This window comes from Micromonospora sp. DSM 45708 (genome assembly GCF_039566955.1).
Classification (GTDB): domain Bacteria; phylum Actinomycetota; class Actinomycetes; order Mycobacteriales; family Micromonosporaceae; genus Micromonospora.
Genome location: NZ_CP154796.1, coordinates 3,408,172 through 3,432,846, shown reverse-complemented (window position 1 = coordinate 3,432,846; position 24,675 = coordinate 3,408,172). Strand labels below are relative to the sequence as shown.

Annotated in this window: 23 protein-coding genes; 10 read left to right on the top strand and 13 right to left on the bottom strand. The window is 74.4% G+C overall.

What is annotated here, in order from left to right:
• Window positions 1–143: 143 nt before the first annotated feature.
• Window positions 144–1,028 (bottom strand): ABC transporter substrate-binding protein, encoded by an 885-nt coding sequence (locus VKK44_RS14590; RefSeq protein ID WP_343447529.1) that lies wholly within the window; start codon window positions 1,026–1,028, stop codon window positions 144–146.
• Window positions 1,029–1,176: 148 nt separating this feature from the next.
• On the opposite strand from VKK44_RS14590, the gene VKK44_RS14585 reads away from it, so the two are divergent.
• Together VKK44_RS14585 and VKK44_RS14580 are read left to right on the top strand one after the other, a co-directional pair.
• Complete coding sequence (locus VKK44_RS14585; RefSeq protein ID WP_343447527.1) at window positions 1,177–1,875, top strand: hypothetical protein; 699 nt, start codon at window positions 1,177–1,179, stop codon at window positions 1,873–1,875.
• Window positions 1,876–1,978: 103 nt separating this feature from the next.
• A complete protein-coding gene (locus tag VKK44_RS14580) occupies window positions 1,979–2,629 on the top strand; it encodes a fasciclin domain-containing protein (protein ID WP_343447779.1) in 651 nt (216 codons plus the stop codon).
• On the opposite strand, the gene VKK44_RS14575 is transcribed toward VKK44_RS14580, so the two are convergent.
• The gene (locus VKK44_RS14575) at window positions 2,554–3,096 is read right to left on the bottom strand and encodes a hypothetical protein (protein ID WP_343447525.1); all 543 of its coding nucleotides are present in this window, start codon (window positions 3,094–3,096) and stop codon (window positions 2,554–2,556) included. The genes VKK44_RS14580 and VKK44_RS14575 overlap by 76 nt on opposite strands.
• Window positions 3,097–3,190: 94 nt before the next feature.
• Here VKK44_RS14575 and VKK44_RS14570 point away from each other — a divergent pair, with 94 nt between their 5' ends.
• Complete coding sequence (locus VKK44_RS14570) at window positions 3,191–4,117, top strand: diacylglycerol kinase (protein WP_343447522.1); 927 nt, start codon at window positions 3,191–3,193, stop codon at window positions 4,115–4,117.
• On the opposite strand, the gene VKK44_RS14565 is transcribed toward VKK44_RS14570, so the two are convergent.
• A complete protein-coding gene (locus VKK44_RS14565) occupies window positions 4,080–5,006 on the bottom strand; it encodes an EamA family transporter (RefSeq protein ID WP_343447521.1) in 927 nt (308 codons plus the stop codon). The genes VKK44_RS14570 and VKK44_RS14565 overlap by 38 nt on opposite strands.
• A 72-nt stretch (window positions 5,007–5,078) precedes the next feature.
• Complete coding sequence (locus tag VKK44_RS14560; protein ID WP_458351645.1) at window positions 5,079–5,843, bottom strand: HAD family hydrolase; 765 nt, start codon at window positions 5,841–5,843, stop codon at window positions 5,079–5,081.
• A gap of 86 nt (window positions 5,844–5,929) precedes the next feature.
• On the opposite strand from VKK44_RS14560, the gene VKK44_RS14555 reads away from it, so the two are divergent.
• Window positions 5,930–8,722: a DEAD/DEAH box helicase gene (locus tag VKK44_RS14555; RefSeq protein ID WP_343447519.1), complete on the top strand. Its 2,793-nt coding sequence runs from the start codon at window positions 5,930–5,932 to the stop codon at window positions 8,720–8,722.
• A gap of 163 nt (window positions 8,723–8,885) precedes the next feature.
• Window positions 8,886–9,854 carry an MHYT domain-containing protein gene (locus VKK44_RS14550; protein ID WP_343447517.1) on the top strand — a complete coding sequence of 323 codons (969 nt, stop codon included), beginning with the start codon at window positions 8,886–8,888 and terminating at the stop codon, window positions 9,852–9,854.
• Window positions 9,855–10,160: 306 nt separating this feature from the next.
• On the opposite strand, the gene VKK44_RS14545 is transcribed toward VKK44_RS14550, so the two are convergent.
• Window positions 10,161–11,084: a 5'-3' exonuclease gene (locus tag VKK44_RS14545; RefSeq protein ID WP_343447515.1), complete on the bottom strand. Its 924-nt coding sequence runs from the start codon at window positions 11,082–11,084 to the stop codon at window positions 10,161–10,163.
• Between the two features lie 232 nt (window positions 11,085–11,316).
• Here VKK44_RS14545 and VKK44_RS14540 point away from each other — a divergent pair, with 232 nt between their 5' ends.
• Window positions 11,317–13,893 (top strand): discoidin domain-containing protein, encoded by a 2,577-nt coding sequence (locus tag VKK44_RS14540; protein WP_343447514.1) that lies wholly within the window; start codon window positions 11,317–11,319, stop codon window positions 13,891–13,893.
• A 48-nt stretch (window positions 13,894–13,941) separates the two neighbouring features.
• On the opposite strand, the gene VKK44_RS14535 is transcribed toward VKK44_RS14540, so the two are convergent.
• The 7 genes from VKK44_RS14535 to VKK44_RS14505 form a co-directional block, all read right to left on the bottom strand.
• Window positions 13,942–14,784 (bottom strand): glycosyltransferase family 2 protein, encoded by an 843-nt coding sequence (locus VKK44_RS14535; protein ID WP_343447513.1) that lies wholly within the window; start codon window positions 14,782–14,784, stop codon window positions 13,942–13,944.
• Window positions 14,785–14,797: 13 nt separating this feature from the next.
• The gene (locus tag VKK44_RS14530) at window positions 14,798–15,436 is read right to left on the bottom strand and encodes a YdcF family protein (RefSeq protein WP_343447511.1); all 639 of its coding nucleotides are present in this window, start codon (window positions 15,434–15,436) and stop codon (window positions 14,798–14,800) included.
• A 118-nt stretch (window positions 15,437–15,554) separates the two neighbouring features.
• Window positions 15,555–16,997 (bottom strand): cellulase family glycosylhydrolase, encoded by a 1,443-nt coding sequence (locus VKK44_RS14525; protein WP_343447509.1) that lies wholly within the window; start codon window positions 16,995–16,997, stop codon window positions 15,555–15,557.
• A 135-nt stretch (window positions 16,998–17,132) separates the two neighbouring features.
• On the bottom strand, window positions 17,133–17,423 hold the full coding sequence (locus VKK44_RS14520; protein ID WP_343447777.1) for a BON domain-containing protein: 291 nt from the start codon (window positions 17,421–17,423) through the stop codon (window positions 17,133–17,135).
• Between the two features lie 23 nt (window positions 17,424–17,446).
• Window positions 17,447–17,983 carry an STAS domain-containing protein gene (locus tag VKK44_RS14515; protein WP_343447507.1) on the bottom strand — a complete coding sequence of 179 codons (537 nt, stop codon included), beginning with the start codon at window positions 17,981–17,983 and terminating at the stop codon, window positions 17,447–17,449.
• Window positions 17,980–18,294, bottom strand: a complete 315-nt coding sequence (locus tag VKK44_RS14510) for a hypothetical protein (protein ID WP_343447506.1) — start codon at window positions 18,292–18,294, stop codon at window positions 17,980–17,982. Before VKK44_RS14510 ends, VKK44_RS14515 begins: the two co-directional genes overlap by 4 nt.
• 9 nt (window positions 18,295–18,303) lie before the next feature.
• Window positions 18,304–18,675 (bottom strand): STAS domain-containing protein, encoded by a 372-nt coding sequence (locus VKK44_RS14505; RefSeq protein WP_343447505.1) that lies wholly within the window; start codon window positions 18,673–18,675, stop codon window positions 18,304–18,306.
• 150 nt (window positions 18,676–18,825) lie between these two features.
• Here VKK44_RS14505 and VKK44_RS14500 point away from each other — a divergent pair, with 150 nt between their 5' ends.
• From VKK44_RS14500 to VKK44_RS14485, 4 genes are all read left to right on the top strand, one after another.
• Window positions 18,826–19,500, top strand: coding sequence for a response regulator transcription factor (locus VKK44_RS14500; RefSeq protein ID WP_343447503.1), 675 nt, complete (start codon window positions 18,826–18,828; stop codon window positions 19,498–19,500).
• Entirely contained in the window at window positions 19,497–20,846 is a 1,350-nt protein-coding gene (locus VKK44_RS14495) for a HAMP domain-containing sensor histidine kinase (protein WP_343447502.1), read from the top strand. Before VKK44_RS14500 ends, VKK44_RS14495 begins: the two co-directional genes overlap by 4 nt.
• The gene (locus VKK44_RS14490) at window positions 20,843–21,403 is read left to right on the top strand and encodes a GerMN domain-containing protein (protein WP_343447501.1); all 561 of its coding nucleotides are present in this window, start codon (window positions 20,843–20,845) and stop codon (window positions 21,401–21,403) included. Before VKK44_RS14495 ends, VKK44_RS14490 begins: the two co-directional genes overlap by 4 nt.
• A gap of 128 nt (window positions 21,404–21,531) precedes the next feature.
• Entirely contained in the window at window positions 21,532–22,341 is an 810-nt protein-coding gene (locus VKK44_RS14485; RefSeq protein ID WP_343447500.1) for a SigB/SigF/SigG family RNA polymerase sigma factor, read from the top strand.
• Between the two features lie 232 nt (window positions 22,342–22,573).
• On the opposite strand, the gene VKK44_RS14480 is transcribed toward VKK44_RS14485, so the two are convergent.
• Window positions 22,574–24,604 (bottom strand): carbohydrate-binding protein, encoded by a 2,031-nt coding sequence (locus tag VKK44_RS14480; protein WP_458351644.1) that lies wholly within the window; start codon window positions 24,602–24,604, stop codon window positions 22,574–22,576.
• Between the last annotated feature and the right edge of the window lie 71 nt (window positions 24,605–24,675).

The following is a 24,675-nucleotide window of genomic DNA, read 5'->3' as shown; positions in this document are numbered from 1 at the left end:
CCCGCTGCCCGGGGGCGGCGTTCGCCGTTGCGCCGGTGGGCGGCTCGGTGACGCCGGCCCGCCGAGACGCGACAGCACCGCGCCGTCCGTCACCACCGCGCCGTCCGTCACCCGTCGTGCCGGCGTGGCGGGGAGGATCAGGGTCAGGCCACCCGGCGGGCGGCGGTGGGGGACAGCGGCGCGACGGCGTCGGGGTGCAGGATCGCGGCGATCGCCTCGGCGCCGTCGACCAGGCGGGGGCCGGCCCGCACGATGAGGGCGTCCGCGTCCACCGCCCAGACCTCCGCGCCCGGGAAGTGCCCGGCCACCGCGCCCGCCTGGGCGGCGGCGCCGTCCAGCCGGAAGCCGCACGGCGCGACCAGCACCACCTCCGGCTCGGCCGCGCGCAGCTCCGCCCAGGTCGTCGGCGTGGACCGGGCCCCCGGACGGGTCGCCACCGGCTCGCCGCCGGCGACGTCGACCAGGTCCGGGATCCAGTGCCCGGCGCCGAACGGCGGGTCCACCCACTCGACCACGGCGACCCGCCGCCGGGGCCGGCCGGCCACCGCCGCGCGGATCGCCGCCAGCCGGGCGCGCAGGCCGTCCAGCACGGCCTCGGCCCGGTCCGGCACCCGGGCGGCCGTGCCCACCGCGCGGATCGTGCCCAGCACGTCGTCGAGCGTGTACGGGTCGAGCGACAGCACCTTCGCCCGCGCGCCGAGATGGTCGACGGCGTCGGCCACCCGGCCGGACGGCAGCGCGCAGACCCGGCACAGGTCCTGGGTGAGGATCAGGTCCGGGTCCAGCCCGGCCAGCGCGCCGGCGTGCAGCGTGTAGAGGTCGTCGCCGGCCGCGACCCGCTCCCGCACGTACGCGTCGATCTCGCCCGGGCTCATGCCGCGGGTGTCCCGGCCACCCACCACCACCGTGACACCGGCCCGGTACGACGGCGGCACCTCGCACTCGAACGTCACCCCGACCAGGTCGTCGCCGAGGCCCAGCGCGTAGACGATCTCGGTGGCGGACGGGAGCAGGGAGACCAGACGCATGCCGCCCATCATGCCCGGCCGGTGCGCGGGTGGACATTCGAGTCGCCCTCGGGCCTTGCCGGGACCGCCGGCCCGCTTAGACTCTGCTGACTTTGCCGAGTCCCACCCCGTCCCGGTCAGCGCGCTGACCTCCGCTCCGGAGAGCCCGATGAAGAGCCGTACCGCCGCCGTCCTGACCGTCCTCTGTGCCGCCACCGCGCTCACCGGCTGTGGTGACGACGAGCCCGCGCCGAAGGGCGAGCAGGTCCCGGTGACCGCCACCGACACCAGTTGCGAGGTCACCACCACGCTGTTCACCCCCGGCACGGTGACGTTCACCGTGACCAACCGGGGCCAGCAGGCCACCGGGGTCTACGTCTACGGCCGGGAGGGCGACGGCTTCACCAAGGTGGTCGCCGAGGTGGCCGACGTGCCGGCGGGCCGCACCGGCGACCTGCGCGCCACGCTCGCCACCGGCTCCTACGAGGTGGCCTGCAAGCCCGGCCGGCAGGGCGACGGGGTACGGACCCGGATCACCGTCTCCGACGACGGCAACGTGGCCAGCGCCGCGGCCGAGACCGCGTACGACCGGGCGGTCGCCATCGAGCTGACCGGTGACACGCTCACCGGTGCGGACGGGCTGATCGCCGAGCCGGGCGAGAAGCTCTCGTTGAAGGTGACGAACAAGACCGCTGGCGCCCGGACGCTGTACGTGCTCAACCCGGACGGCAAGCGGATCGCCGAGCTGAAGGCGGAGCCGAACGGCACCGCCGAGACTGTGGTGGCGTTGGGCGCGGCCGGGAACTGGACGCTCAAGGTCAAGGGCGACGGGGTGGCGTCGGTGAGCAAGCGACTGGTGGTGCGCTGATCGGACGAGTCCCGAGGCGGGTGCATCCATCGGGGACGGTCCGGGCGAAGCATGGGTCGTGACGACAGTCACGGACCTGGTCGCCTCGACGAAAGGCTCCCCGATGAACATCGCTCGTCTCGCCGCCCGACTGGCCGTGGGCGCCACGGCGGCGGCGGTGGCCACCACCGCCGTCGCCGCGCCCGCCCAGGCCGGCGCCAGGCAGCCCGGTACGCGTTCGCTGGCCGCGGTGCTCACCGCCGACAAGAGCGGCTTCGACCGCAACGCGCGGGACTTCGACGTGCTCACCAAGGCGGTCCTGACCGTGTTGGCGGCCAAGCCGGACTCGCCGGTGAAGGTGCTCACCGACGGCACGGTGGCGCTGACCGCGTTCGTGCCGAATGACTACGCGTTCCGCGAGCTGGTCCGCGACATCACCGCCGCCAAGAAGCTGCCCGGGGAGAAGGCCGCGTTCGACGCGGTCGCCGGCCTGGGCGTGGACACCGTGGAGGACGTGCTGCTCTACCACGTGGTGCCGGGCGCGACGATCGACCGGAAGGCGGCGCTCAGGGCCGACGGCGCGGAGCTGTCCACCGCGCTCGGCGCCGCCGTCGAGGTCGACGTGCGGCACTGCTGGTACGGCCGGCAGGTGCGCCTGGTCGACGCGGACACCAACGACCGCGACGCGCAGGTGGTCCGCTACGACATCAACAAGGGCAACAAGCAGATCGCCCACGCGGTCGACCGGGTGCTACGCCCGATCGACCTGCCCTGACGCGGGTCGTCGACACCGGTCAGGGACGGGTCCCGGGGGACCGGCAGCGGGTCGCCGGCGGGGCAGTCGATGTCGTCGTCGCGGTCGTCCCGCTCGGGGCCGAGGTTCAGCCGGAAGCAGACCGGCTCGGTGCCCTCGACCCGCTCGCCCCAGTCGTTGACGCCGGTCCCGTGCCCGGTCACCCGCAGCACCAACGTCACCCCGGTCTGCCAGTGCGTCTCGCCGCGCACCTGGAGCACCTGCACCGCCTCCTCCTGCCCGGCGGCGTGCACGAACTCCTCGGCCTGGTAGAGGTGGTCGACGTCGAACCGCGTCTCGAGCCGGTCGACCGTCCCGGTCGCGTCGGCGACCGCGCTGTCGTGCCAGGGCGTCTCGCCCGGCCGGTGCGCCCACCACAGCCCGGCGGCCAGCACGAACGGGGCGAGCGCGAGCGGGGCGAGGACGGCGACCAGCGTGCGGGAACGCATGGCGCGGAGTATGCCGTACGGTCGTCCGCGCCGTGGCCCCGTCGATCCGAGGCGCCGGTGTCTCCCTGGTGGCTGGCGCGCCCGGTGTCGTACCGTGCTCGCCGTGACCGCGCACGATCATGTCCCGTCCGGCCCGGTGGCCGTGCTCGCCAACCCGACCGCCGGCCGGGGACGGCACCGGGGCCTGCTGCCGGAGGTCCTGGCGCGCCTCGGTGCCGCCGGCCGCCCGGTGGAGCTGCTGCGTGCGCGTACCCCCGGGGAGGCGGAGGCGGCGTGCCACGCCGCGGTGGCCGGCGGCGCCGGGGCGCTGGTCGCGGTCGGCGGCGACGGCACCGTGCACCGTGCGGTGCAGGCGGTCGCCGGCACGGCGGTGCCGTTCGGGCCGGTCCCGGCCGGCACCGGCAACGACTTCGCGGTGGACACCGGTTACCCGGCGGACCCGCTCGCCGCGGTCGACGTGATCGCCGCCGCGTTGGCCGCCGGCCGGACCCGCCCGGTGGACCTGGCCCGGCTGTCCCGGCCCGGCGACGACGACCGCTGGTACGGCGCGGTGCTCGCGGCCGGCTTCGACGCGATCGTCAACGAGCGGGCCAACCGGATGCGTTGGCCGCGCGGCCGTCGCCGGTACGACCTGGCGATCCTGGTCGAGCTGGCCCGGCTACGTCCCCGACGCTACCGGCTCACCCTCGACGGCGTGCCGCACGAGGTGGACGCGGTGCTGGTCGCGGTCGGCAACGCGGCCAGCTACGGCGGCGGCATGCGGATCTGCCCGGACGCCGACCCGACCGACGGGCTGCTGGACGTGGTGGTGGGTGGCCGTTTCGACCGGCGCACGCTGATGCGGGTCAAGCCCCGCATCTACCGGGGCACCCACGTCGCGCACCCGCTGGTGCGGACCTACCGGGCGCGGACGGTGGAACTGGCCGCCGAGGGCATCACCACGTACGTGGACGGGGAGCGGGCGTTCCCGCTGCCGGTGACCGTCACCGCCGTGCCGGCGGCGCTGCGGCTGCTGCGCTGACCATGGCCGGCGGCGGAGGCGGCGGTGGGGCGGCGGCCCGGACCGCGCCCACGCTCGCGGCCACCACCAGCGCGACGGCGAGCACCTCGACCGGACGCAGCGACTGGCCGAGCACCAGCCAGCCGGCCAGCGCGGCGATCGCCGGCCCGAGGCTCATCAGCACCGCGAACGTGGCGGTGGGCAGCCGCCGCAACGCCGCCAGTTCCAGGCTGTAGGGCAGCACCGAGGCGAGCAGCGCCAACCCGGCACCGAGGCCCAGCACCGCCGGATGGGCCAGCCGGCCGCCCGCGTCGGCCACCCCGATCGGCAGCGTGACAAGCGCCGCCACGGCGAGGGACAGGGCCAGCCCGTCGGCCCGGGGGAACCGCGCGCCGACCCGGGCCGAGCAGACGATGTACGCCGCCCACATCGCGCCCGCCGCCAGCGCCAGCGCGGCGCCGACCGGGTCCAGCCGGTCGAAGCCGCCCTGCCCGAGCAGGACGACTCCGGCCAGCGCCAGTCCGGCCCAGCACCAGGCCGCCACCCGGCGTGCCCCGACCACGGAGAGCGCCAGCGGGCCGAGCACCTCCAGCGTCACGGCCGGCCCGAGCGGGACCCGTTCGATCGCCTGGTAGAAGATCGAGTTCATGCCGGCCAGGGCCAGCCCGAACGCGACCACCGCCGCCCAGTCACCGCGCCGGTGCCCGCGCAGCCGGGGCCGGCACACCGCGAGCATCAGCAGCGCGCCGAGGGCGAGCCGCAGGGTGACCGCCCCGGCCACCCCGGTACGCGGGAACAACGACGCGGCCAGCGCGGAGCCGAACTGCACGGACAGCGCCCCACCGAGCACCAGCGCCACCCCGCCGAGCCGGCCCGGCGCACGCGGCGGTACGGGGTGGTCGGCGGTCACGCCCCTGACGTTAGCCGGCCCGTCGTTCGTCGCGTCGAGCGCGTCGGCCGCGACGACCCGCCACGCGGCCGGTCAGTCGACACCGGCCAGGTCGAGCACCGCGCCCAACCCGTTCGGCCGGCCGGGGTCGGCGCACGGCAGCACCAGCACGCCGCAGCCGGCCGCCACCGCGCCGGCGTCGGCCGGGGTGTCGCCCACCATCAGCGTGTGCTCCGGGTCGACGCCGAGCATCCCGCAGGCCCGCAGGAAGATGCCGGGGTCCGGCTTGCGGCGCCCCACCTCGTAGGAGAGCGCGTACGCGTCGACCAGCGCGTCGAGACCCCAGGCGGTGAAGAGCGGCCGGAGGTCGAAGCCGATGTTGCTGACCACCGCCACCTTGACCCCGGCGGCCCGCAGCGCGCCGAGCACCGGCGCGGTGTCCGGGTACGGCAACCAGCCGTCGGGGACCAGCAGCCGCTCGTAGAGCGCGTCGGCGAACCCGTCGATGCCGGCGTCGACGGTCTCGGCCAGCCCGGTGTAGGCACCCCGGTGGGCGTACGGGTAGAGGTCACGGTCGGCCCACAGCTCGGCCAGCCGGGGCGGCACCCGGGCCGGCAGCGGCCCGCCGGCGCGACCGGCGGTGAGCAGGCGGTCGGCGAGCGAGGTGGCCCGGATCCGGTCCAGTTCGACCCCGCAGGCGGCTGCGGCGGCACGCACCCAGGCCAGCGGCTCCTCCACCTGGGCGAGGGTGCCGTGGAAGTCGAAGAGCACCGCCTCCACGGGCCGGCGGGACGGGCCCGGGCGGACGGCGTCGTCGGCGCCGCTCGAGGCGTGGGGCAGTTCGGTACGGTCCGGCACGTCGTGCACCCTACCGACCCGCCCCGACCGTCCTGCCGGACGGCCTTGACCGGTGGTCGTCGGCGGTAAGGATTAATCTTGGATACATGTCGAGCCCCGCCGAGCGGTACGCCGCGGCGCGCCGCCGGGCCGCGCAGGCCTCCGCCTTCCCGGCCCTGGACGAATTCTCCCGTGATCTCGGGTTCGACCTCGACGACTTCCAGCGGGAGGCGTGCGAGGCCCTGGAGCGGGGCAGCGGGGTGCTGGTCTGCGCGCCCACCGGTGCCGGCAAGACGGTGGTGGGCGAGTTCGCGGTGCACCTGGCGTTGCGGGGCACGCCCGGCGCGCCGGCGGGCGGTGACGGCCCGGCCGTGCGGCGCAAGTGCTTCTACACCACGCCGATCAAGGCGCTGTCCAACCAGAAGTACCACGACCTGGTCGACCGCTACGGCGTCGAGCAGGTCGGCCTGCTCACCGGCGACAACGCGATCAACGGCGACGCGCCCGTGGTGGTGATGACCACCGAGGTGCTGCGCAACATGCTCTACGCCGGCTCGGCCACGCTCGAGGGCCTCGCCTACGTGGTGATGGACGAGGTGCACTACCTGGCCGACCGGTTCCGGGGCGGCGTGTGGGAAGAGGTGATCATCCACCTGCCCGCCTCGGTGACCCTGGTCTCGCTGTCGGCCACCGTCTCCAACGCCGAGGAGTTCGCCGACTGGCTGGTCACCGTGCGCGGCGAGACCGCGGTGGTGGTCTCCGAGCACCGGCCGGTGCCGCTCTGGCAGCACATGCTCGTCGGCAAGCGCATGTTCGACCTGTTCCACGACGCCGACGCGGCCCGCAAGCACGACGTGCATCCCGAGCTGCTGCGCCACACCCGCGACACGGTGCGCCGGCTGGAGCTGGGCGAGGGACGCAGCGCCGGCCCCGGCGGCGGGCGGCGCGGTCCGCGCTGGCGGGGCCCGATGCGCCCGGACATCGTCGACCGGCTCGACCGCGAGGGGCTGCTCCCGGCGATCCTGTTCATCTTCAGCCGGGCCGGCTGCGACGCCGCGGTGCAGCAGTGCCTCGCCGCCGGGTTGCGGCTGACCTCGCCCGACGAGCGCGCCGAGATCCGCCGCGTGGTCGAGTCCAGGATCACCGCGATCCCGGGTGAGGACCTGTCCGTGCTGGGCTACTGGGAGTGGCTCGACGGGCTGGAGCGCGGGCTGGCCGCCCACCACGCCGGCATGCTGCCCGCGTTCAAGGAGGTCGTCGAGGAGCTGTTCGTCCGCGGCCTGGTCAAGGCCGTCTTCGCCACCGAGACGCTCGCGCTGGGCATCAACATGCCGGCCCGCTGCGTGGTGCTGGAGCGGCTGGTGAAGTTCAACGGCGAGGCCCACGTCGACCTCACCCCGGGCGAGTACACCCAGCTCACCGGCCGGGCCGGCCGGCGGGGCATCGACGTGGAGGGGCACGCGGTGGTGGTCTGGTCGCCGGAGACCGACCCCCGGCACGTGGCCGGCCTCGCCTCCACCCGCACCTACCCGCTGCGGTCCAGCTTCCGGCCGTCCTACAACATGGCCGTCAACCTGGTCGGCAGCGTCGGCGCGGCGCCGGCCCGGGAGCTGCTGGAGTCCTCGTTCGCGCAGTTCCAGGCGGACCGCTCGGTGGTCGGCCTGGCGCGGCAGGTGCAGCGCAACACCGAGACGATCGAGGCGTACGGCGCGGAGGCCGCCTGCCACCAGGGCGACTTCGACGAGTACTTCGCGCTGCGGGTGGCGATCGCCGACCGCGAGCGGGCCATCGCCCGGCAGGGGCAGACCCAGCGCAAGGCGGCGGCCGTCGCGTCGCTGGAACGGCTGCGGGTCGGTGACGTCATCCGGGTGCCGTCCGGGCGGCGGGCCGGCCTGGCCGTAGTGCTCGACCCGGCCACCGGCGGCTTCGGGGAGCCGCGCCCGTTGGTGCTCACCCAGGACCGCTGGGCCGGCCGGGTCAGCCCCGGCGACTTCACCACCCCGGCCGAGGTGCTCACCCGGATCCGGGTCCCGAAGCACTTCAACCACCGGTCCCCGGCGGCGCGGCGCGATCTGGCCGCGGCGGTCAGCGGCACCGGGCTGGACCGGCACGGCGGCCGGCGCGGCGGCCGGTCCCGCCAGCCGGTGGGGGAGGACCACCGGCTCAGCCAGCTCCGTGTCGAGTTGCGCGGGCACCCCTGCCACGCCTGCCCGGACCGGGAGGAGCACGCCCGCTGGGCGGAGCGCCGCCGCCGGCTGGAGCGCGACACCGAGGAGCTGCGGCAGCGGGTCAGCGGGCGGACCGGGTCGCTGGCCCGCACGTTCGACCGGATCGTCGCGCTGCTGACCGCGCGCGGCTACCTGGCCCCCGACGGTGAGGTCACCGACGCCGGCCGGATGCTGGCCCGGATCTGGACGGAGGCCGACCTGCTGGTCGCCGAGTGCCTGCGCCGCCGGGTATGGGACGGGCTCTCCCCGGCCGAGTTGGCCGCCGCCGTGTCGGTGGTGGTCTTCGAGGCCCGGCGGGACGTCGACGAGCGGGCGTCGCTGCCGCGCGGCGCGGTCGGCGACGCGGTCGACGAGACGCTGAAGCTGTGGGGCGACATCGAGGCGGACGAGGCGGCACGCGGCCTGGCCGTCACCCGCGAGCCGGATCTCGGCTTCGCCTGGCCGATCTACCGCTGGGCGCGTGGGGAGGCGCTGGCCAAGGTGCTCGCCAGCGGGCACCAGATCGACGGCGAGATGCCGGCCGGTGACTTCGTCCGGTGGGCCCGTCAGGTGGTCGACCTGCTCGGCCAGCTCGCCGACTCGGGCGGCGCCTCGACCGAGCTGCGGGCCACCGCGCGGCAGGCGATCTCGGCCGTGAACCGGGGCGTCCTGGCCTACCACGCCTCCGCCTGACGATCACTTCCGGTCACCACGGGCGGGCAATCGACGCATCGTTCCGTCATCGCGACGGCACCCCCCGAACATCCGGGGGGTGCCGTCGTGCCTGGTCACGCGCTACCGGATCATTGCCGGGACGCGCTTGTTACGCGTCGGTAGCGGATCGGGGAAAATCACCGTGGGCGAGATCAATCACTTTGAGTACGGGTGGATCACACCCGCGCTCAGCTACGCGCTGTCCGTGCTCGGCTCCGTACTCGGACTGGTCTGCGCCGGGCGGATCCGGACCGCCACCGGGACCGGCCAGCGGGCCTGGTGGGGCCTGCTCGCGGCCTGGGCGTTGGGCGGCACCGCCATCTGGGCGATGCACTTCATGGCCATGCTCGGCTTCGCGGTCGCCGGCACCCGGATCCGGTACGACGTGCCGCTGACCGCCGCCAGCACGGCGATCGCGATGGGTGCGGTCGGCATCGGCCTGGCCGTCGTGGGCACCGGACGGCTCACCGCGACCCGGCTGCTCGCCGGTGGCTTCTTCACCGGCGCCGGGGTGGCCGCCATGCACTACACCGGCATGGCCGCGATGCGGCTGGACGGCACGTTGGGCTACGACCCGCTGCGGGTGACGCTCTCCGTCGTCGTCGCGCTGGTGGCCGCCACGGTCGCGCTCTGGCTGGCGATGACCGTCCGGCGCGGCATCGCCATCGTCGCTTCCGCGCTGGTCATGGGCGTCGCCGTGAACGGCATGCACTTCACCGGGATGAGCGCCCTGTCGGTGCACCTGCACGAGGGCCGGGACGCGACCACCGGCGGCACCGAGGTCAGCGGCCTGCTGGTGCCGATCGTGCTCGCGGTGGTCTTCGGCGTGGTCGGGCTGGTCTACGCGCTGCTCGCCGCGCCGTCCGACGACGACCGCGCCGGTGCCGCGTACGTGGCGGCGCGGCTGGACGGCACGCCGCCGGTGGCCGAGGCCGAGCCGGCGCCGGACCCGGTGGGCCTGCGCGCCCGGTCGGCACCGGCCTCCTCGGCACCGGCCTCCTCGGCACCGGCCTCCTCGGCACCGGACCCGGTCGGCCTGCGCGCCCGGTCGACGCTGGCGCAGCCCGGTGCGCAGTTCCCCTCCCGCCGGAGCATCGACCCGCGTCCCTGACGTGTTTCCCCCGGGCACACATTCACGGAAAGAGTGGCTATCCGGCCCGGAATGGCCACTCTTTCCGTGAAACAGGCGGCGCGGTGCCTGGGCGGGGCGGCGCGGGGCGAGGCGCGGGGGCGGCGTGGGGCGAGGCGCGCCGCGCCCCGCGTCCCTGACGTGCCCGGCACACATTCACGGAAAGAGTGGCTATCCCGCTCGGAATGGCCACTCTTTCCGTGAAACAGAGGCGCGGCGCGTGGGGTGGGGCGGCGCGTGGGGCACGGGCGGCGCGGCGCGTGGGCGTGGGGCGGGGCGGGAGGGTGGTCAGGGTCGGGGGGCGGCCAGGGCGTCGACCAGGCGTCGGCAGGAGCCGGCCAGGTTCCAGCGCTGCGCCAGGTCGAGCAGCCGGTCCGGGTCGGCCGGGGACGTCGGCAGCGTCGGGTCGAGCTCCGGCAGTGGCACGTCGGTGGCGACCCGGACGACCTTGGGCGCCACGGCCAGGTAGTCGCGGGCGGCGTCGAGTTTGCCGCGCAGCCCGGGAGCGAAGCCGGAGCCGGGGTCGTCGAGCGCGGCGAGGATGCCGTCGAGGCCGCCGTAGCGGTCGATCAGCCGGGCGGCGGTCTTCTCGCCCACGCCGGGGACGCCGGGCAGGCCGTCGCTCGGGTCGCCGCGCAGCGCGGCGAAGTCGGCGTACCGGTCGGCGGGCACGCCGTAGCGGGCACGCACCGCGGCGTCGTCGCAGTCGTCCAGCTTGGCCACGCCCCGGCCGATGTAGAGCAGGCGCACCGGGTGGGTGTCGTCGACGAGCTGGAACAGGTCGCGGTCGCCGGAGACCACCTCGACCGGCCCGGGCTGGGTCACCGAGAGCGTGCCCAGCACGTCGTCGGCTTCGTAGCCGGTGGCGCCGACGGCCGGGATGCCGAGCGCGTCGAGCACCTCCAGGATCATCGGCACCTGCGGGGACAGCGTGTCCGGCACGACCTCGCCGCCCGCCGGCGCCACCCGGTGCGCCTTGTACGACGGCAGCAGCTCCACCCGCCAGGCCGGCCGCCAGTCGTGGTCCAGCGTGCAGATCATCCGGTCGGGCCGGCGGGTGCGCACCAACTGGGCGAGCATGTCGAGGAAGCCGCGTACGGCGTTGACCGGCTGGCCGTCGCCCGTCTTCGCGGCCGACTCGGGGATGCCGAAGTAGGCGCGGAAGTAGAGGCTGGGGGAGTCGATCAGCAGGATCGGGGGTCGGTGTGCCACGCCGACCAGGGTGGCACAGCCCACCGACGAGATGGGGGACGCGCCCGCGACCGCGTGCGGACGCCCCGGAGGCGCTTTGTTCCGGACTTTTCACAAGGCGCGAAAAAAGGAGGGTGGCGCGCTCCGGGGAATTGACATGCGCCACTGCGTGCGGGGAGGGTCCAGCGCACGGGCGGCCACCCCGGCACGCCCGTGACCCGTTCCCCGCACTCCACCCGTCCCGGAGCTGCCCATGTCATCCCTACCGTCCGTCCGCCGCCGGCCGGTCCGCCGGCTGCTCGCCGCGCTGACCGCGCTGCTCGCCGCCGGAGCGCTGACCGCCCCGGCGGGGCCGGCCCGCGCCGCCGACCCGCTGCTGTCCCAGGGCCGGCCCACCACCGCCTCCTCGACCGAGAACGCCGGCACCCCGGCGTCCAACGCCACCGACGGCAACACCGGCACCCGCTGGTCCAGCGCGTTCGCCGATCCCCAGTGGATCCAGGTCGACCTCGGCGCGACCGCCACCGTCTCCCGGGTCAGCCTGACCTGGGAGGGGGCGTACGCGCGGGCCTACCAGGTGCAGACCTCGACCGACGGCACCACCTGGAGCACCGTGTTCAGCACCACGAACGGTGACGGCGGCACCGACGACCTGACCGTCGACGGCACCGGCCGCTACGTGCGGGTGTACGGCACCGCGCGGGCCACCGCCTACGGGTACTCGCTCTGGGAGTTCCAGGTCTACGGCACCACCGGCGGCGGCAGCGGCTGCGACACCGCGACGAACGCGGCCCAGGGCCGGCCGGCCACCGCCTCGTCGACCGAGAGCGCCGGCACCCCCGCCTCGGCGGCGGTCGACGGCAACCCGGGCACCCGCTGGGCCAGCGCCGCCGCCGACCCGCAGTGGCTCCGGGTCGACCTGGGCAGCGTGCGCACCGTCTGCCGGGTGGTGCTCACCTGGGAGGCCGCGTACGCGCGGGCGTACCAGATCCAGACCTCGACCGACGGCACCACCTGGACCTCGCTCTACGGCACGACCAGCGGCGACGGCGGCACCGACGCGGTGACCGTCAGCGGTACGGGCCGCTACCTGCGGGTGTACGGCACCGCGCGGGCCACCGCCTACGGCTACTCGCTCTGGGAACTCGTCGTCAACACCACCGGCGGCGGCACCGTGCCCGGCGGCGGGCCGCTCGGGCCCAACGTCATCACGTTCGACCCGTCGATGTCCGCCGCCACCATCCAGGCCCAGCTCGACGCCGTCTTCCGCACCCAGGAGTCGAACCAGTTCGGCACCCAGCGGTACGCGCTGCTGTTCAAGCCGGGCGACTACTCCGGCATCAACGCGCAGATCGGCTTCTACACGTCGATCATGGGGCTCGGCCGGAACCCGGGCGACGTGCGCATCCACGGCGACGTCACGGTGGACGCCGGCTGGTTCGGCGGCAACGCCACCCAGAACTTCTGGCGCTCGGCGTCGAACATGCAGGTCTTCCCGTCCGCCGGGTTCACCCGCTGGGCGGTGTCGCAGGCCGCGCCGTTCCGCCGGATGGACATCCAGGGCGACCTCAACCTGGCCCCGAACGGCTACGGCTGGGCCAGCGGCGGCTACATCGCGGACAGCCGGGTGACCGGCGTGGTCCAGCCGTACTCGCAGCAGCAGTGGTACACCCGGGACAGCAACGTGGGCGGGTACCTCAACGCGGTCTGGAACGTGACCAACTCCGGGGTGGTCGGCGCGCCCGCGACCAGCTTCCCGAACCCGCCGTACACCACGCTGGCGCAGACCCCGGTCAGCCGCGACGTGCCCTACCTCTATCTCGACGGGAACGGCGCCTACCAGGTGTTCGTGCCGTCCACCCGGACCAACGCGGTCGGCGCGTCCTGGCTGGGCGGCGCCACGCCCGGCACGTCGATCCCGCTGAGCCAGTTCTACGTGGCGAAGCCCGGTGACTCGGCGGCCACCATCAACGCCGCGCTGGCCCAGGGGCTGAATCTGCTGTTCACGCCCGGCGTCTACGCGGTCGACCAGACCATCGCGGTCAACCGGCCGGGCACGGTCGTGCTCGGCATCGGCTACCCGACGCTGGTGCCGCAGAACGGGGTGGTGCCGATGACGGTCGCCGACGTCGACGGGGTCCGGCTCGCCGGGTTGCTGTTCGACGCCGGCGCGGTGAACTCGCCGGTGTTGTTGCAGGTCGGCCCGGCCGGGGCGGGCGCCCGGCACGCCGCCGACCCCACCTCCGTGCAGGACGTCTTCTTCCGCATCGGCGGCGCACACGCCGGGAAGGCGACCACCAGCCTGGTGGTCAACCAGGACGACGCGCTGATCGACCACATCTGGGCGTGGCGGGGTGACCACGGCACCGGCATCGGCTGGACCGTGAACACCGCCGACACCGGCCTGATCGTCAACGGCGACAACGTCACCGCGCTCGGGCTCTTCGTCGAGCACTACCAGAAGCACGAGGTGATCTGGAACGGCGAGAACGGGCGCACCATCTTCTTCCAGAACGAGCTGCCGTACGACCCGCCGAACGCCGCCGCCTGGACGAACGGTTCCCGGGTCGGGTACGCGGCGTTCAAGGTCGCCGACGCGGTCACCTCGTTCGAAGGCTGGGGGATGGGCAGCTACTGCTACTTCAACGTGGACCCGACCATCGCCGCGTACCACGCCTTCGAGGCCCCGACCCGGGCCGGGGTGCGGTTCCACGACCTGCTCACCGTCTCGCTGGGCGGCAACGGGTCGATCACCCACGTCATCAACGACACCGGCGGCCCGGCACAGGGCACGAACACCGTGCCGGTCAACGTGGTGAGCTATCCCTGAACCGGGCCCGGGCCCGGGGGCGGCCGGCACGTGCCGGCCGCCCCCGGCTCAGGGCCTCCGGGCGGGTGCCGGGTGGGCCGTCGCGGCGCGCGCGCCGGGCGCGTCGGCCCCGACCGGCGCGAGGGAGAGTGCCCGGGCGGCGGCGAAGCCGACCAGCGGGCGGTAGATCCGCACCGAGTCGGCCAGCGCGGAGAAGTGCGAGCCCGAGTTGCCGGCGTGGTAGCGGGTGGCGATGTCGACCTGCTCGATCGGCAACCCGGCCCGCACGGCGTCCAGCAGCACGTTCATCTCGTACTCGAAGCGGTCGCCGGGGATCGTGGTGAGCCGGTGCAGCAGCCCGGCCGGGTAGGCGCGCAGCCCGGTCTGCGTGTCGCGCACGTCCCGGCCGGTGGCCAGCCGGAACGCGGCCCGGGTCGCGGCGTTGCCGAACCGGCTGCGGGCCGGGACCTCGCCGTCGAACCGGCGCACCCCCAGCGTCTGGGCGTCGGTGTCGCGCATCCGGTCGACGACCCGGACCACGTCGGAGACCCGGTGCTGGCCGTCGGCGTCCACACAGACCACGTCGTGGTCCGGGTGATGCGTCACGGCGTACCGGAAACCGGTGCGCAGCACCACGCCCTTGCCCCGGTTGACCCGGCGGCGCAGCACGGTCGCGCCCCGGCTGCGGGCCTCGGCGAGGACCGCGGCGGCGGTCGGGCCGCTGCCGTCGTCGACGACCAGCACGGACGCCCCGGGCAGCGCGGCGGTCAGGTCGGTGACGAGCGGCGGCAGCCGGTCACCCGGCCGGTACACCGGCACCAGCACGATCACGGAACCTCCCGGGGTGGCGTCGCCCGGCGGCACGGCCCGCCGGGTCGATCGCGGACCGTCGTACCCCCGGTGCCGCGTCACGAATCCATCCTGGTCAACGACCGCCGAGGAGGCGTTCGACCCGGTGCGCGGCGCGGGTCAGCCGGCGCTCGCGGCGCAACAGCGCCTCCGGGGTACGCAGGCCCAGGTAGCCGATCCGGCAGGCCGCCCGGGCCGCCCGCTCACGTCGGGCCGGCACCGCGTCCGGCCCGGTCACCGGCACGTCCAGCAACTGCCCGCCGCGCAGCCCGAGCGCCCGCGCGGCGAGCAGCCGGATCCGGGGCAGGTGCCACGGGTGGGAGACCAGCCCGAGCGGGTGCTCGGGGGTGAACCCGGTGGTGCCGAGCAGTCCGTCCTGGACGGTGAGCGCGAGGTTCTGGAGCGTGGTGCGGGAGCGTGTCTCGGCGTCGAGCCGGGCGTACGCGTCGAGGCCGGCGTCGCGGGCGAGCGCCCGCATCAGCTCACCCTCCCGGCAGCCCGCCGGCGGGTCCGGCGCCCCGGCCGGCCCGTGCGGCCAGCCGCCGGTGAACACCACCCGCGCGCCGGGCGCGGCCCGGAACCCGGCGGCGTGGGCGCGGACGTACGCGACGGCGGCCCGGGTGCGGGCGACGCCCTCGGCGGTGAGCCGGTAACCGTGGTCGCCGACCACCACCCCCCGGCCGAAGACCAGGAGCACGGTCGCGATCGGCGTCATGCCCTCACGGTACGTCCCGCCCGACGGGCGAGGCGGCGGCCCCGCTCGACATCCGGGTGTCGGGCGGGGGCGGGCCGGCGGCGACCCGAAGGGGGGAGGGCCGCCGCCGGCCGCCCGGTCAGGAGGTGGGGAAGTTGTCCGGGGTACGGATCCGGTTGCGCATGTACGCGCCGGACTCGGTCAGCACCGACGTGCCGGTGAAGTTCCCCGCCGCGCAGGTCCCCGGCCGCAGCGCCGCGCTGCCCTCGGACGCGTCCGAGAACGTCCAGTTGGCGTAGCTGATCTTCAGTCGGTCGAGCAGGTCGAGCCAGGCGTTGCTGCTGGCCGTGTCGACCGCGCCGTCACCGGTGTAGGTCACCGTGCCGAACTCGGTGACGAACAGCGGCAGCCGGGCGGCGGCCCGCTGCACCTCGTTGCGGTAGTTGTCCTTGTGCGACGCCGCGTAGAAGTGGAACGTGTACATGATGTTCTCCGCCCGGACCGGGTTGTTGACGATCTCGTCGGAGTTGCCGCCGTCGGACACGCCCAGCGAGGACCAGCCCCGCGTGCCGACGATGACCACGGCGTCCGGGTCGTTCGCCCGGATCACGGGGATGACCTGCTCGGCGTAGGCGCGGATGGTCGACCAGCTCACCCCGTTGGGCTCGTTGGTGATCTCGTAGATCACGTTCTTCTTGGCCGCGTTGCGCGCCGACACGTTGGCGAAGAACGTCTTGGCCCGGTCCAGGTTGTACGTCGGGTCGCCGGGGGTCAACGTGTGGAAGTCGATGAGCGCGTACATGCCCCGGGCCTCGGCCTTGTCGACGAGCGTGTTCACCTGGTTGGTGAAGCCGGCCGGGTTCGTCTCGTAGCCCTGCTCCTGCACGTACATCGAGATGCGCAGCAGGTCGGCCTGCCAGTCGTTGGCGAGCGCGTTGAGCGAGGTGTCGGTGTAGCAGTTGGCGAACCACTGCAACCCGTGCGTGCTCATGCCGCGGAGCTGGACCGGGCGTCCGTACTGGTTGCAGAGGTTGACGCCACAGACCCGCAGTTGTCCGTTGATCGCGACCGGCGTGGTGCCCGTGGGCGGCGGGGTGGTCGGCGGGGGAGTGGTCGGCGGCGGTGGCGGCGTGACGGTGGGGGGCGGCGTGCTGGTGCCGCCGGTGCAGACCGTGCCGTTGAGCGTGAACGAGGTCGGGTTCGGGTTCGACCCGGTCCAGGAGCCGTTGAAGCCGACGGTGGTGCTGGCGCCGGTGCCGAGCGCGCCGTTGTAGTCCAGGCTGCGCGCGGTCACCGCGGCGCCGCTCTGCTGCCAGGTGGCCGACCAGCCCTGCACCACCCGCTGGCCGCCGTCGGGGAAGGTGAAGCCCAGCGTCCAGTTGCTCACCGGGTCGCCGAGGTTCTTCACGCTCACGTTGGCGGTGAAGCCGCCCTGCCAGGAGTTGGTGGTGTAGGTGACGGCGCAGCCGGTCGCCGCCATCGCGTCCGTCGTCGGCAGGACGGCGGTCGCCGTCAGGGCGAGCGCGCCGACCGCGCCGCCGACGAGCAGATGCCGCCGGGACGGGCGGGGAATCGAGAACATGCGGGAAGGTCCCATCTGGTGGGTGATGATCGGACGGTGCCCGTCGTCGACCTGCCCGGAAAGCCCGACGTGGCGGCCTGTGGAGCGCTCCCACGCCGAGGGTAGAGGCGTACGCCGATACGTGCAACCGCCGGATCAGCGCCGGGAGCGTCGCCCGCCGTAGAGCCGCAGCGCGTTGCAGACGTCGAACACGCCGGGCACGTCCCAGGCCAGCTCGACGGCGACCCGGCGGGTCTCCGGGTCGGCGACCAGGCCGGCGAGGATGACCACCCGGTTCTGCACGGTGACCGTGATCTGCTGCCGCCGGGTGGTCCAGTCGGCGCTGAGTCGTTGGGCGACCAGGGAGGCGAGCCGCACGTCCGCGCCGGCGGGCTCCGGTCCGTCGCCGGCGGACGGGAACTCGGGGTACGGCCAGGGCATCATCACTGCGGAGGGCTCCTTCTGCTCGCTCATGACCTCGGGCCGGGTGCGGCACCCGAGGTCGGGGCGCGGTCGTCGACGACGGTGAAGACACGGTCGAGCCGCATGGTGTGCAACACGGTGAGCACGAACCGCGACGGCGCCACCAGGCACAGCCGTCGGCCGTCCCGCCGGGCCTCCTGGTGTGCGCGGACCAGCAGGCCCAGACCGACGGAGTCGATCACCTCCAACCCGGCGAGGTCGACCAGCACCCGGTCGTCCCGGACGAGGCGGTCGGTCAGCGCCCGGCGTACCGCCTCGGCGGAGTCGGCCTCCGGCGCGGCCGGCTGCCCCGCGACCTGCTCCAGGTCGTCCAGGCCCAGGCCGTCGTCGGCGACCGCGCCGCGGACGCTGCACCGGGGGCAGTGGTGCGGCCCGGAGGCGAAGGGCGAACCGACCCAGTCGTGCTCGAAGACCAGCGTCCACACCACCTCGGCGTCCGGCAGGGTGGTGCCCGTGCCGGTGACGCTGTCGCCGCAGCCGTCGCAGATCAGCATCATCAGGTGTTCCGCGGGTACGACCGTCACACCTCCTCCTTCCGCCGGGCGCCCCGGTCGGGTGACGTCGCCCGTCCCGCCCCGGGCCGGCCGGCGGCCAGCACCGCCAGGATGACGGCGAGGGCGGCGAAGCCGGCCTGCACCAGCAGGGACAGCAGCACCGTGCCGCCGGGCCGCCGGTCGACCAACCCGGTCACGATCGCGCCGAGCAACGCGGCGGCCACGCCGAGCGCGAGGGTCAGCCAGACCGGGACGGCCTTGCGTCCCGGGACGGCCAACCGGCCCACCCCGCCGATCGCGAGCCCCACGGCGAGCGCCCCGACGAGCGTGCTGACGGTCACCACTCCTCCTCAGCGCGGCGCGGACGCGACCCGGGCCCGGCCGCGTGCGGCCGGGCGGGGCGTGTCGACGATGGGGACGGTCGCGCCGAGCCCGGCCGTGGCCAGGATGCGCCTGATCCGGGGATGCGGGTTGCTCAGCGTGAGGGACGCGTCGCGCCGGGTCAGTCGACGGTGCACGTCCAGCAGCAGCGCGATGGCGGCGGCGTCCACGTGCCGGCACTCCGCCAGGTCGATCGTCACCTCGCGGGGCCGCAGCGCGAGGATCTGGTCCAGCACGTGCGCGACCTCGGGCAGCCCGGCCAGGTCCAGCTCCTCGGTGATCTCCACGCGGACGTGCGGCACGGTGGACTCCGGCGGGGAGGGTGGCAGGGTGGTGGTCATCAGGTCGCTTCCGTGACGGGGTTCCGGTCCGCTCCCACTCTGGGCGGCGATCTTGGAGGTCACCGGACGGTTGGATGACGGTTCGATGACAAAAACCACGAACGGCCGACGCGATTGGGCGACCCGTGCCGGGCCGGTCATGATGCCCCTATGACGGCCGTACTGGTGATCGAGGACGACGACCGTATCCGGCTCGCGCTCCAGCTCGCGTTGGAGGAGGAGGGCTACCGGGCCGACGGGGCGGCGACCGCGGAGGAGGGGCTGCGTCGGCAGCGGGAGAACCCGGCCGACTACGTGCTGGTCGACCTGATGCTGCCCGGCATCGACGGTTTCGACTGCATCCGCCAGTTGCGCCGCGACGACGACGTCCCGGTCGTCGTGATCAGCGCCCGCGACGACACCCACGACATCGTCGCCGCGCTCGAGGCCGGCGCCGACGACTACGTGGTCAAGCCGGTAGCGGTCAAGGAGCTGTCGGCCCGGCTGCGAGCGCTGCGGCGACGGGTCCGGACCGTGGGCGGCCCCGCGCCCGCCCAGTTCTTCGGCGACCTGGAGATCAGTGCGGAGGCCGGCGAGGTGCGCCGCTCGGGCCACCCGGTGCCGGTGACGCGGACCGAGTTCCGGCTGCTCTGCGAGCTGGCCGAGCACGCCGGCCGGGTGCTGTCCCGCCAGCAGTTGCTCAGCCGCGTCTGGGGCTACGAGACCGGCGACGAGCGGCTGGTCGATGTGCACGTGGGGCGGCTGCGGCAGAAGATCGAGTCGGATCCGGCCAACCCCCGCCACCTGGTCACGCTCCGGGGCCTCGGCTACAAGCTGCAACGATGAGCCGACCCGGACTGCGTGCCCGGGTCACCGCCGCGTTCGCCGTCGGGGCCCTGCTGCTCGCCGCGCTGATGGCCCTCTTCTCGTACGACCTGACCCGCCGTTCGCTGCTCGACGAGCGTGAGCGCACCGCGGTCCGGGCCGCGTACTACGACGCCGCGGTGGTCCGGTCGGGGCTGGACACCGGCACGCCGGACGTGGTGGCCGTGTTGCGCTCGCTGGACACCGGCAGCGCGCGACGTCCGCTACTGCACCTGCGCACCGGCTGGTACGCCCGCACCGCCGACGTGGGCGCCAGCTCGGTGCCGGTGGAGCTGCAACGCGTGGTCGCCGAGGGGCAGCCCGCCGTGCAGCGGATCCGCCTCGACGGGCAGCCGACGCTGCTGGTCGGCGTGCCGCTCCCGGGCGAGTTGGGCTACTACGAGCTGACCTCGCTGCGCGAGGTGGAGGACACGTTCCAGGTGGTCGGGCTGGCGCTGACCGCGGTGGCCATCATGATCGCCGGGGCCGGCGCGGCGCTGGGCTGGTACGCCACCCGCAACAGCCTCCGCCCGCTCACCGCGGTCGCCGACGCCGCCGAGCGGATCGCGGCCGGCGACTTCGCCACCCGACTGGACCCGACCACCGACCCGGACCTCACGCGCCTGTCCAGCTCGTTCAACGAGATGGTCGACAAGCTGGTGCAGCGGATCGACCGGGACCGGCGGTTCGCCGCGGACGTCAGCCACGAGCTGCGCTCCCCGCTCCAGACGCTGGCCGCGGCGGCGAGCGTGCTGAACCGCCGCAGGGAGCACCAGGACGAGCGCACCGCCACCGCGGCCGGCCTGGTCGCCGACGAGGTGGCCCGGTTCCAGCGGCTGGTCGACGACCTCATCCAGCTCGCCCGCACCGAGCAGCCCGCGCACCGCCAGACCGTCGACGTGGCCGAGCTGGCCCGGGCCGCCTGCCGGGAACGGTCGCTGCCGGAGAGCCTGGTGGAGGTGGCCGACGGCGTGCCGCACCAGTGGTGGATCGACCGTCGCCGGTTCGCCCAGGTCCTGCTGAACCTGCTGGAGAACGCCGAGCGGTACGGCGGCGGCCCGGTCGCGGTCCGCCTGGGCGCGGCGGACGGGGTGGGCGTCCTGGAGGTCGACGACGACGGGCCGGGCGTGCCGCCGGCGGACCGGGAAGCCATCTTCGACCGGTTCGTCCGGGGCCGGGCCGCGCACGCCCGCGCCGGCACCGACGGCACCGGCCTCGGGCTGGCCCTGGTGGCCCAGCACGCCGCCGCGCACGGCGGCACGGCGACCGTGCGGGACCGGCACCGGGGCGCCCGGTTCCGGGTCGAGCTGCCGGGGGCGGTCCGATGACGCGCCGGTTGGTTCCGGCGCTGCTCGCGGCCGTGCTGCTGGCCGGCTGCGGCGTGCCGGTCGACGACGAGCCCCGGCTGGTGCAGTCACCGCCCGGGCGGTTCCCGACACCGGCGGGCACCACGAGGGTCGACCCGGACGGACGGGTGGACGAGCCGTTCTGCTTCGTACGCGACGACGGGCTGGCGGTGGTCACCCGCCGGGTGGACGGCCTGCCCGGGGTGGACGCCCACCTCCAGCACCTGCTGGCCGGACCGGACCAGGCGGAGCGTGGGCGGGGGCTGGCGACCGCGTTGCCGGGCACGGTGGCGGTGGCCGGCGCGGCGCTGGCCGGCACCGTCGCCACGGTCGAGGTGCGGCAGGCCGGCGAGGAGACCGGCCGTAACGACGAGGTGCTGGCGTTCGGGCAGATCGTGTGCAGCCTGACCCAGCGGCCGGACGTGGACAGCGTCGCGTTCCGCCGGGACGGCCAGCCGCTGGAGGTGCCGCGCGCGGACGGCAGCGTGTCGGCGTTGCCGCTGACCGCCGCCGATTACCGTCCGCTGCTGTCCCGCTGATCCTTTGTCCAGTTATGAGGCAAATATCCATCGTCCGTTCGGTTGATTTGCTGGTGAACTTTGGTCTAGTGTTGCTCCCACGACCGGTGTGGGAGTCCCACCCGTTCTCCGAGGACAGGAAGGGCAGCATGACCACGATGACCAAGGCACCGTCCGTCACCGAGGTGCACCGCGCGCCGCAGACCGGTGAGGAGACCCGCGCCAGCGAGCTGATCGCGGCGCTCGCCGAACTGCCGGCGGACCACCCGAAGCGGGCCGCCCTGCGTAATCAGGTCATCGAGGCGTGGCTGCCGCTGGCCAACCACCTGGCCGCCCGCTACAGCGGTCGCGGCGAGCCGGCCGGCGACCTCGCGCAGACGGCGGCGCTGGGCCTGATCAAGGCGGTGGACCGGTTCGACGCCTCCCGCGGCGTCGACTTCGCCGGGTTCGCCATCCCGACCATCCTCGGTGAGATCAAGCGGCACTTCCGCGACCGCACCTGGAACATCCGGGTGCCCCGCCGCCTCCAGGAGCTGCGGCTGCGCATCTCCGAGGCGAACAGCTCGCTGACCCAGACGCTCAACCGGGCGCCGACCGTCGCCGACATCGCCGCGCACCTCGACGTGACCGAGGAAGAGGTCCTGGAGGGCCTGGAGGGCGCTCGCGCCTACAACGCGGTCTCGCTCTCGACCCCGATCGGCGACGGTGACAGCGCGACCGAGCTGGGCGACACGCTCGGCGTCCAGGACAACGAGTACGAGCTGGCCGACCTGCGCGCCTCGCTCGGCCCGGCGCTGGCCACGCTCGACGAGCGGGAGCAGAAGATCCTGACGCTGCGCTTCTACGGCAACCTGACCCAGAGCGAGATCGCCGCCAAGGTCGGCGTCTCCCAGATGCACGTGTCGCGGCTGCTCGCCCGCGCCCTGACCAAGCTGCGGGGCCAGCTCACCGAGGCCTGATCCACAGACGTTGATGCCGCCACCTCGCCGAGGTGGCGGCATCACGCATGTCCTGACCCGACCGAGCGCCAATCGGCCCGCCGGGCCGCCGCCATTTCGGGGAGGTGGTGGCATCAGGCCGGTGCTGATCCCGCCATGTCGGGGAACTGGTGTCGATCAAGCTTGGGTTGGTCGACCGGGTGGCGGTCGGGCTGGGACCGGTCCGGTCCGGTCCGGGCCGCCCGGCCGCCGGTCACCAGGTCGACGGCGGGGGCGGCGGCACCACCGGGGGGCGGTCGTCGCAGGTGATGGTGTTGGGCAGCAGCCACGGGGCGAGCCAGCCGCCGTCGTTGCCGCCGAGGTCGGTCAGGGTGAACTCCGACCCGGCCGGGGTGAAGTGGAACGAGCCGCAGTTGTTCACCCCGACCGCGCCCACGTTGCGCGCGTCCACACCGGCGAAGCTCGCCCCGCCGGCGGTTCGGGCGCTCACCACCGACGTGCCGGTGCCGTCGACGCGGACGTCGCGGAAGACGACGCCGTCGATGCGGACCCGGTCCTTCACCGGCCAGTCGCTGACCAGCATGATCGCGTTGTAGGTGCTGTCCAGGTAGGCGTCGCCGGTCACCTGGATGTCGGCGTCGATGCTGCGGTCCAGCGCGTAGAACCAGATCGCGCCGAGGCCGATGTTCCAGTTCAGGTCGTAGGTGCCGGCCCGGACCGTGGTGTTGCCGGTGATCCGGATCCGGCCGGCGAACGGCTCGGCCCCGAACCGGGAGCCCACGTGGATCGCGCTGCCCTCGCGGACCGGGTCGGCGACCAGGTTGTGCGCCACGGTCAGGTCGGCGCCGCCGTACAGCGCGATGCCGTTGGCCAGCACGGGGGACTGCACCGTGTTGTACGCGAACGTGTTGGCCGCGTTCGGGGTCCCTTCCGACCACATGGCCAGCGCGTCGTCGCCGCTGTTGCGGACCACCGAGTTGGTCACCGAGGAGTGCGTGACGCCGGTGTGGAAGTTGAGGCCGTCGGCGATCTGGTCGGCGATGACCGTGTTCGTGACGCGCAGCCCGGTCATCGGCCCGTCGAACCACATGCCGACCTTGGTGTGGTGCAGGTAGAGGCCGTCGATCGTGCTGTGGTTGAGCGCGCCGCCGAGCGCGTTGACCTGGTCGGTGTCGATCCGTTCGCGGACGTCGCCCTCGATGGTGAAGCCGGAGAGGTGGACGTCGCGGCTGCCGCCGTCGGCGGCGTCGCGTCCGTAGAAACCGACGCCGGTGTGCCGGGAGCCGTCGGGCGCCGGCGGGTCCAGGGCCACCTCGCGTCCCGTCACGACGGTGTACCAGCTTCCGGCGCCCACGATCGTCACGTCGTCGACGATCACGTGCCGGTTGACCTGGAACCGACCCGGCGGCAGGTAGAGCGGACGGTCCACCCGCCGGGCGTACGCGACGGCCCGGTCGAACGCGTCGGCGGACTCCCGCCGCCCGGTCGGGTCGGCGCCGAAGGCGAGCACGTCGACCGCACGGGGCACCACCCGGGGCGGCGCGATCAGGTGTGCGTCCAGCAGGTCGATCACGGTCCAGGCGGCGGCCGTCCCGGTCGGCGCGGTCAGTCGGACCACCTCGCCGGCCCGGTGGGTGCGCCCGAGCAGCAGCCGCTGCTCGTCGTAGAAGTGGTGCGGCCGGAACGGCTTTGTGATCGCCGGAGCGGGTGTGGTGGCCGCCGGCACGCAGGAGCACTCGGTGATCCACCAGTCCGGGTGCAGCAGGTCGGCGGCGGGGTCGTTGGTGAACGGGTACTGGTTGTAGAGCCAGGCGTACTCCGAGGTGAGCCGCATGGTGCGTGCGGGCCCGCGCCCGACGTCGACCCGCAGCGGCGCGGTGATGCCGCCGCCGCCCGGCGCGTCCGGGATGCTGTACCGCACGGTCAGCGCGTTGGTGGCCCGGGGCAGCGTGAACTCGACGTGCTGGCCGGGGAGCAGGCGGACGGCGCGGCGGCCGGACGCCTCGCCGGCGAGCGTGTAGGCGGAGCGGTCGGGACCGATCACCGTGCCGGTGGTCCGCGCGTTCTCCGCCTCCTGCTCGACGTAGTCCACGGTGGCGCCGCGCGTGGCGGTCAGCGCCGGGTCGAGGGCGGCCCGCGTCACCACCGGGGCCGGGCCGGGTGAGGTGGTCGCCGCGGTGGCGGCACCCGGCGGTACGACGAGGGCGGCGGCGGTGACCGCCACCGCGAGGATTCTCGGCAGGGACGGGCGGCGGCCCGACCTGCTCTGCACGCTCCGCTGCATCGGAGCACCCACTTTCGCGAGGAGGGACGGGGCCTCGACGGAGGCGAGGGGTGCCGGCCGACAAGGTGCCT

What these genes read in the sequence shown, in the direction of transcription:
- VKK44_RS14495 (WP_343447502.1), top strand. Translation starts at nt 19,497, where the DNA reads ATGAGCCGACCCGGACTGCGTGCCCGGGTCACCGCCGCGTTCGCCGTC.
- VKK44_RS14505 (WP_343447505.1), bottom strand. Translation starts at nt 18,675, where the DNA reads ATGACCACCACCCTGCCACCCTCCCCGCCGGAGTCCACCGTGCCGCAC.
- VKK44_RS14490 (WP_343447501.1), top strand. Translation starts at nt 20,843, where the DNA reads ATGACGCGCCGGTTGGTTCCGGCGCTGCTCGCGGCCGTGCTGCTGGCC.
- VKK44_RS14555 (WP_343447519.1), top strand. Translation starts at nt 5,930, where the DNA reads ATGTCGAGCCCCGCCGAGCGGTACGCCGCGGCGCGCCGCCGGGCCGCG.
- VKK44_RS14580 (WP_343447779.1), top strand. Translation starts at nt 1,979, where the DNA reads ATGAACATCGCTCGTCTCGCCGCCCGACTGGCCGTGGGCGCCACGGCG.
- VKK44_RS14480 (WP_458351644.1), bottom strand. Translation starts at nt 24,604, where the DNA reads ATGCAGCGGAGCGTGCAGAGCAGGTCGGGCCGCCGCCCGTCCCTGCCG.
- VKK44_RS14500 (WP_343447503.1), top strand. Translation starts at nt 18,826, where the DNA reads ATGACGGCCGTACTGGTGATCGAGGACGACGACCGTATCCGGCTCGCG.
- VKK44_RS14525 (WP_343447509.1), bottom strand. Translation starts at nt 16,997, where the DNA reads ATGTTCTCGATTCCCCGCCCGTCCCGGCGGCATCTGCTCGTCGGCGGC.
- VKK44_RS14540 (WP_343447514.1), top strand. Translation starts at nt 11,317, where the DNA reads ATGTCATCCCTACCGTCCGTCCGCCGCCGGCCGGTCCGCCGGCTGCTC.
- VKK44_RS14530 (WP_343447511.1), bottom strand. Translation starts at nt 15,436, where the DNA reads ATGACGCCGATCGCGACCGTGCTCCTGGTCTTCGGCCGGGGGGTGGTG.
- VKK44_RS14485 (WP_343447500.1), top strand. Translation starts at nt 21,532, where the DNA reads ATGACCACGATGACCAAGGCACCGTCCGTCACCGAGGTGCACCGCGCG.
- VKK44_RS14585 (WP_343447527.1), top strand. Translation starts at nt 1,177, where the DNA reads ATGAAGAGCCGTACCGCCGCCGTCCTGACCGTCCTCTGTGCCGCCACC.
- VKK44_RS14590 (WP_343447529.1), bottom strand. Translation starts at nt 1,028, where the DNA reads ATGCGTCTGGTCTCCCTGCTCCCGTCCGCCACCGAGATCGTCTACGCG.
- VKK44_RS14575 (WP_343447525.1), bottom strand. Translation starts at nt 3,096, where the DNA reads ATGCGTTCCCGCACGCTGGTCGCCGTCCTCGCCCCGCTCGCGCTCGCC.